This is a genomic window from Haemophilus sp. C1 (assembly GCF_001276515.1).
GTDB lineage: Bacteria > Pseudomonadota > Gammaproteobacteria > Enterobacterales > Pasteurellaceae > Haemophilus.
On sequence record NZ_LDVZ01000037.1, the window covers coordinates 1 to 7,551 of the forward strand.

5 protein-coding genes and 1 pseudogene are annotated in these 7,551 nt (G+C 36.4%); all 6 read left to right on the plus strand.

Annotated features, from left to right (window positions below; translation table 11 throughout):
* Positions 1-146: heavy-metal-associated domain-containing protein (locus tag ABW51_RS09930; protein ID WP_082318438.1), on the plus strand; the 146-nt coding region annotated here is incomplete at its 5' end.
* Entirely contained in the window at positions 121-2,289 is a 2,169-nt protein-coding gene (locus ABW51_RS09110) for a heavy metal translocating P-type ATPase (RefSeq protein WP_053466492.1), read from the plus strand. The genes ABW51_RS09930 and ABW51_RS09110, both read left to right, overlap by 26 nt.
* Positions 2,290-2,511: 222 nt before the next feature.
* Positions 2,512-3,750 (plus strand): HAAAP family serine/threonine permease, encoded by a 1,239-nt coding sequence (locus tag ABW51_RS09115; RefSeq protein WP_053466493.1) that lies wholly within the window; start codon positions 2,512-2,514, stop codon positions 3,748-3,750.
* A gap of 34 nt (positions 3,751-3,784) precedes the next feature.
* Positions 3,785-5,152, plus strand: a complete 1,368-nt coding sequence (locus tag ABW51_RS09120) for an L-serine ammonia-lyase (RefSeq protein WP_053466494.1) — start codon at positions 3,785-3,787, stop codon at positions 5,150-5,152.
* 422 nt (positions 5,153-5,574) lie between these two features.
* Positions 5,575-6,851 (plus strand): annotated as a pseudogene (locus ABW51_RS10170) (phosphoethanolamine transferase).
* A 75-nt stretch (positions 6,852-6,926) separates the two neighbouring features.
* Positions 6,927-7,551: IS1595 family transposase (locus tag ABW51_RS09130; RefSeq protein ID WP_053466495.1), on the plus strand; the 625-nt coding region annotated here is incomplete at its 3' end.

A 7,551-nucleotide genomic window follows, 5' to 3' on the forward strand; every position in this document is an offset into this window, starting at 1 on the left:
CTCAAGTTTTAACTGAATTAGATGGTGTACAATCTGCTGATGTGCAATTAGAGGGTAAATCGAATATTACTTTTGATGAAAATCGAGTCAATATTGCACAGTTGATTGAGGTCATTGAAGATGCTGGATTTGATGCCACAGAGTAAAAAAATTTCGATTCAGATTGGTGGGATGACCTGCCAATCTTGTGCCAATCGCATTGAAAAAGTTTTAAATAAAAAACCATTTGTGCAACAAGCAGGCGTAAATTTTGCTGCCGAAGAAGCACAAGTGGTATTTGACGCTACGCAAGCAAGCGAAACTCAAATTATCGAGATTATTCATAAAACAGGTTTCTCTGCCCATATCAAACAAACCAACGAATTACCAATAGAAAAAAATACATCAATCCCTTGGCGATTAATCGTACTTTGGATAATCAATATTCCATTTCTGATTGGAATGCTTGGTATGATAGGTGACTCCCATAACTTAATGTTACCGCCGATTTGGCAATTTGCATTAGCGAGCATTGTGCAACTTTGGTTAGCCATTCCATTTTATCGCGGAGCAATCGGTAGTATTCGTGGTGGACTTGCCAATATGGATGTACTGGTCAGCACAGGAACGCTCACTATTTATCTTTATTCTGCTTTTATGCTGTTTTACCACGACAATCATGCAATGGGACATGTGTACTTTGAAGTTTCTGTTATGGTGATTGGTTTTGTCAGTCTTGGAAAATTTCTTGAAGATCGCACTAAAAAGCACAGCCTAAATAGCTTAAGCATGCTCTTGCAACTGACACCGAAAAAAGTCACTGCACTACGTAATGACAAATGGACTGAAATTGCCCTTGACCAAGTCAATATTGGAGAGATCATTCGTGCCAATCAAGGCGAGCGTATTGCAGCAGACGGCATAATTGAAAGTGGAAATGGGTGGTGTGATGAAAGTCATTTAACGGGTGAATCTCGTCCAGAAGAAAAACAGAAAGGTGGAAAAGTATTAGCGGGGGCGATGGTAACTGAAGGTTCTATCATCTATCAAGCGAATCAGCTTGGTAGCCAAACCTTACTTGGCGATATGATGAATGCATTATCAGATGCGCAAGGTTCAAAAGCGCCAATTGCACGATTTGCTGACAAAGTTGCGTCAGTGTTTGTACCTGCTGTATTACTGATTTCACTTATTACTTTCGCACTCACCTACGTTCTGACGAATGATAGTGTGTCTTCACTTATTCATGCGGTATCCGTGCTTGTGATTGCTTGCCCTTGTGCCTTGGGATTAGCCACACCAGCATCCATCATGGTTGGTTTAGGTAAAGCGGTTAATGCTGGCGTATGGTTTAAAGATGCAGCAGCAATGGAGGGAACTGCCCATGTGGATACCGTTGTACTTGATAAAACTGGCACACTAACAAAGGGAGAGCTTGAAATTTCAGCACTATGGCAACCACAAAGTGCGGTATATTCTGAAGACGATTTGTATCGTTTTGCCGCAGCCGTTGAACGACAAGCTAACCACCCAATTGCAAAAGCTATTGTGCAAGCAGCAGAACAAAAAATGTTAGAAATTCCCACCGCACTTTTTTCAAAGATGGAAGTCGGTCAAGGCATTCAAGCCGAATTAGAACAAGTAGGAACAATAAAAGTAGGCAAACCAGATTATTGCGGTTTAATCTTGCCTAAAAATTTAGAGGATATCTGGCAAATTGCGAGCATTGTCGCGGTATCTATAAATGATGAACCTATTGGCGCATTTGCGCTGACGGATACCTTAAAAAACGATAGCTTGCATGCCATTCAACGCTTACAACAGCAAAATATTGATGTAGTAATTATGAGTGGCGATCAACAATCTGTCGTGGATTACATATCTAAACAACTCGGCATTAAGAAAGCCTTTGGAGGCCTCAGCCCTAGAGATAAGGCGGAACAAATTCAAAATCTGAAAGCTCTAGGTCATGTTGTAGCAATGGTAGGTGATGGAATAAATGATGCGCCTGCTTTAGCCGCTGCAAACGTCAGTTTTGCGATGAAATCAGGTTCAGATATTGCAGAACAAACGGCCTCAGCAACGCTTATGCAACATTCGGTGAATCAACTTGTGGATGCGCTTTTTATTGCAAGAGCAACCTTGAAAAATATCAAACAAAATCTATTTTTTGCTTTGATTTACAATATTCTCGGCATCCCCCTTGCTGCTTTAGGTTTTCTAAATCCAGTGATTGCAGGCGCAGCGATGGCAATGAGTTCAATTTCCGTATTGATGAACGCCTTAAGATTGAAAAAAGTGCGGTTCTAATTTCATTTATTTTTATACGCAATCGGTGTCGTGATCGCACCGATTTTTTTGTCGCTGAAAATTACCGCACTTTTTATAAAAAAATTTTAACTTGATCACAATTTTAGAATTTACTCTTTGAGATTCTCTATTTATCGGCATAACATAATACTCAAATTTAGTTAGAGCGTATTTTGCTCTGCAAATTGACAAATTTAAGTAATTTATGCTTTGGAGCAAACTATGAAACCAACAGAAAAACTCAAATGGAACAAATTTGATGCAACATGGATGTTAAACCTTTTCGGTACGGCAGTTGGCGCTGGCGTCTTATTCCTACCGATTAACGCAGGGATGGGTGGATTTTGGCCGTTAGTTTTAATGGCAATTATCGTCGGACCAATGACCTATTTTGCTCACCGTGGCTTAGCCTATTTTGTACTTTCATCAAAAAATCCTGGCAGCGATATTACTGAAGTAGTGGAAGAACACTTTGGTAAAACAGCGGGTAAGCTTATCACCCTCCTTTATTTCTTTGCGATTTTCCCAATTCTTTTAATTTACGGTAATGGTATTACTAATACCGTAGATTCTTTTATTGTGAATCAACTTGGGATGGCGTCACCAAATCGAGTCATTCTCTCTTTTGTATTAATTGCGGTATTGATTTCCGTGATGTTATTTAATGAAAAAGTGATGTTAAAAATCACAGAATGGCTTGTTTACCCGTTGGTATTAATTTTATTTGTTCTTTCTATTTACTTAATTCCAGAATGGAATGGTGCGATGTTACATGAATTCCCAACAGCAGGCGGTTTTGTCACCACATTGTGGCTTACTATTCCTGTATTGGTATTCTCATTTAACCATTCGCCAGCAATTTCTTCTTTTACTTGCTCACAATTCCGTGAATACAAAACTTTCGATGGTGCAGAACGCCATATCGGCCATACAGAAAAAGGCACCTCAACGATTTTGTTATTCTTCGTAATGTTCTTCGTATTTAGCTGTGTATTAACACTAACACCTGAAGAGTTAGTGGCAGCAAAAGAACAGAATATTAGTATTTTGTCTTTCTTAGCGAATAAATTTGATAACCCATATATCTCTTATTTTGGCCCACTTGTTGCATTCTTAGCGATTACTAGCTCATTCTTCGGTCACTATATGGGCGCACGTGAAGGCTTAGAAGGCTTATATTTGAAAATGAAAGGCGAATCTGTAAATCGTAAAAAACTCAATTATGCGACCGCACTTTTCTTCTTATTAACCTTATGGGGCGTTGCGATTATTAATCCAAGTATCTTAGGCTTAATCGAATCTCTTGGCGGCCCAATCATTGCGATGATTTTGTTTATCATGCCAATGTACGCGATTCGCAAAATCCCAGCAATGAAACGCTACAGCGGACGTTTCAGTAATGTTTTTGTAACAATTATGGGACTAATTGCTATTTCTGCGGTTGTTTATGGATTATTATAATCGCCTTTAATTTTTAACGAATTTTGAGAAATTTATGATTAGCGTATTTGATATGTTTAAAGTGGGAATTGGGCCATCCAGTTCCCATACTGTCGGTCCAATGAAAGCCGGCAAACAATTTATAGACGACTTAATTAAACGAAATCAGTTTGAACAAACCGCTGAAATTCATGTGGATGTATATGGTTCTCTTTCGATGACAGGGAGAGGTCACAGTACAGATATCGCCATAATTATGGGGTTAGCGGGTTATTTACCACATAATGTGGATATCGATATGATTTCAGGTTTCATCGAGAAAGTGAAACAAACTGCGCTTTTACCAATTAATGTTGGTCAAAAAACGGTAAAATTTGATTTTGAAAATAATCTTATTTTCCACCGCACTTTTTTAAAATTGCACGAAAATGGTATGACAATTACCGCCCTTGATGAAAATCGCACAGAGCTTTATCGCCAAACCTATTATTCGATTGGTGGTGGTTTTATTGTCGATGAAGCCCATTTTGGCAAAGAAGAAAAAACCACAGTTCAAGTGCCTTATCCTTACAAAAATGCCGAAGATATTTTAAAACATTGCAGTGATAATGGCTTAATGCTTTCCACTGTGATGTTGGAAAATGAAATCGCCTTGCATGGCAAAGAAGCTGTTAGTGCTCATCTAGAGAATGTTTGGAAAACGATGCAGGCTTGTATTGAACACGGTATTCACACAGAAGGCATATTACCCGGCCCTTTAAGAGTACCACGTCGTGCAGCTTCACTTTATCGTGTGTTGCAAGCCAATACGAATTTATCTAACGATCCAATGCGCGTGATCGACTGGGTCAATATGTTTGCGCTTGCTGTCAATGAAGAAAATGCAGCGGGTGGACGCGTAGTTACAGCCCCAACTAACGGTGCGTGTGGGATTATTCCTGCGGTATTAGCTTATTACGAAAAATTCATTTCGCCATTAACACCTGAAATCATTGAACGCTATTTATTAGCTGCAGGTATGATTGGTTCGCTTTATAAAATGAACGCTTCGATTTCTGGCGCAGAAGTGGGTTGTCAAGGGGAAGTGGGTGTGGCCTGTTCAATGGCAGCAGCAGGATTAGCTGAAATTCTGGGTGGCAATCCACTACAAGTGTGCATCGCAGCTGAAATTGCAATGGAGCATAACTTAGGCTTAACTTGCGACCCTGTTGGCGGTCAAGTTCAAGTACCTTGTATCGAACGCAATGCGATTGCTTCAGTAAAAGCAATCAATGCATCACGTATGGCTTTACGCCGTACCACTAATCCAAGAGTAAGCTTGGATAAAGTGATTGAAACAATGTACGAAACAGGCAAAGATATGAATGCCAAGTATCGCGAAACATCGCAAGGTGGACTTGCAGTTAAGATTGTTTGTAACTAACAAACAATAAAAAAGTTAATAAGTCAGAATCAAATTATTTTTATTGATTATTTCATATATTAAAGAGAGAAATACATTGAAAACAACAACTTTAAAACATCAAATAAATAAAGTGAATATATTTTTTCATTTATCGCTTTTTATTTTTTCATTCCTAACAAATATTGGCTTAGGAAAAGCCCATACAGGAAACATTTTTTCATCTAGCCATATTATATATTTTTCTAATATTAATATTTTCATCATCAAGAATCATTGGCTTGATTACGTCTAGTATATTATTTATAACCTCTATAATTTATTATCCAGCAGGAGTATCTTATGGTGGTCCCTCTTTTGGAATTATAGTCTCAATATACGAAACTAACATAAACGAAACATTAGAATATTTATCTTCGATACCAAATTATATTTATATTTTAATGAGTATTTATTCTTGTATATTTATTAGTACAATATACGCAAGCAAGCAAGCAAGCAAGCAAGCAAGCAAGCAAGCAAGCAAGCAAGCAAGCAATTCTATCAACTTAATAAAGAAACAAAAAATATTTATTTTAATATGGATAACGCTCCTTTCTTACATATTAATAAAGCCAATTAGCGGCATTATAAAATCAAAATCATCCAATATATCTTATTCATATTACTTATCTCAATCTAAGTTCTATCCATTGTCTTTTTATTCTGAATATGGTCAGGGTAACCTCAGAGTATTTCAAACAAAAACATTTTCTTGATGAATCATTTAATAAGGACTCCAAGTGGGAAATTGTCTCTGTCTCACCTAAATATAAGAACTACATTCTTATTATTGGTGAGAGTATGAGAAAGGATTATATGTCCTTATATGGTTATCCAATCAAGACAACTCCATTCTTAGAGAGTATAAATGGTACTATTTTTAATAATTACTATTCTGAAGCACCAAATACACAGCCATCGTTACAAAGAACACTATATAGACAGGAAAATTATAAAACAGTTTATACTGACAATATAATTTCTCTATTAAAATTAGCAAATATAAAAACATATTGGCTTTCAAATCAAGGGAAAATTGGAGAATATGACACTATGGCGTCTCGCTTAGGAGTTAATGCAGATTACAATTTTTTTACAAAAGATTTATGGTATGACACTAAGAAAAAATTTGATACTGAATTATTGCCAAAATTTAAAGAGATTCTGGAAAAAGAAAAAAAATACAAATAAATTAATAGTATTACACTTAATGGGCTCGCACCCAATTTTTTGTGAAAGATTACCTTATAAAGTTGAAAATTATTTTATCAATCAACAAATGTCTTGTTATTTAGAATCAATAAAATACACCGATAAATTCATTGAAAATATAAATAATTTATTAATTAAAAATAATGAATCTTTTTCCGTGATATATTTTTCAGATCATGGTTTAGCACATAAAAATGATTCCTTACATGTTAGTAATTTATATAAACAAGACTACGAAGTTCCATTTATTATGTTTTCAAGTGATTCAATTAAAAGAATAGAAATTAATGAAAAACAATCGGCATTTAATTTTATGTATGGTTTTACTCAATGGCTAGGAATAAAAGAAAAACATTTATCTGGAGTTGATTTCTTTAATCCTAAAGAGCAAAAAATAAAAGTTTTTGACTGGGAAAATATTATTGATGTTAATTTACTAGAAGATGACCCTGCCAAGCTACATTGACAAAACTAAAGCCTTGATAATCAAGGCTTTAGTTTTGGGGCTGACGTAGATTAGCAAGTGTGCTAATCTATAAAAATGAAGATAACTCATTGTAAATTAAAGAAATCTATACAAAATAAGCGCCTTGAATTTTTTGTATTAGAAGTAACAGCCCGAGCAACGGCTGATTTACTCGGTATCCAAGCCAATTCAGCGATTTTGTTTTACCGAAAAATTCGTGAAGTCATTAGCTATCATTTAGCCCTTGAAGCCGATGAGGTTTTTGATGGTCAAATTGAGCTTGATGAAAGCTATTTTGGCGGTCATCGTAAAGGAAAACGAGGTCGAGGCGCAGCAGGAAAAGTTGCTGTATTCGGTTTGTTAAAGCGACAAGGAAAAGTATTTACAGTAGAGGTAGAAAATACCAAAACAGAGACATTAATGCCTGTTATTGTGAGGAAAATCAAGCCTGACAGCTGGGTTTATACCGATACTTATCTAAGCTATGATGCCCTTGATGTGAGCAAATTTCACCACGAACGAATCAATCATTCCGAACTATTTGCGGTGAAACAAAACCACATAAATGGAATAGAAAATTTCTGGAGTCAGGTGAAGAGAATCCTCCGAAAATATAATGGAACCGACCGAAAAAACTTTCCTTTATTCTTGAAGGAATGTGAATTTCGGTTTAACTTTGGAGCACCAAAAGAACAGCTTA

What these genes read in the sequence shown, in the direction of transcription:
- ABW51_RS09110 (WP_053466492.1), top strand. Translation starts at nt 121, where the DNA reads ATGCTGGATTTGATGCCACAGAGTAAAAAAATTTCGATTCAGATTGGT.
- ABW51_RS09115 (WP_053466493.1), top strand. Translation starts at nt 2,512, where the DNA reads ATGAAACCAACAGAAAAACTCAAATGGAACAAATTTGATGCAACATGG.
- ABW51_RS09120 (WP_053466494.1), top strand. Translation starts at nt 3,785, where the DNA reads ATGATTAGCGTATTTGATATGTTTAAAGTGGGAATTGGGCCATCCAGT.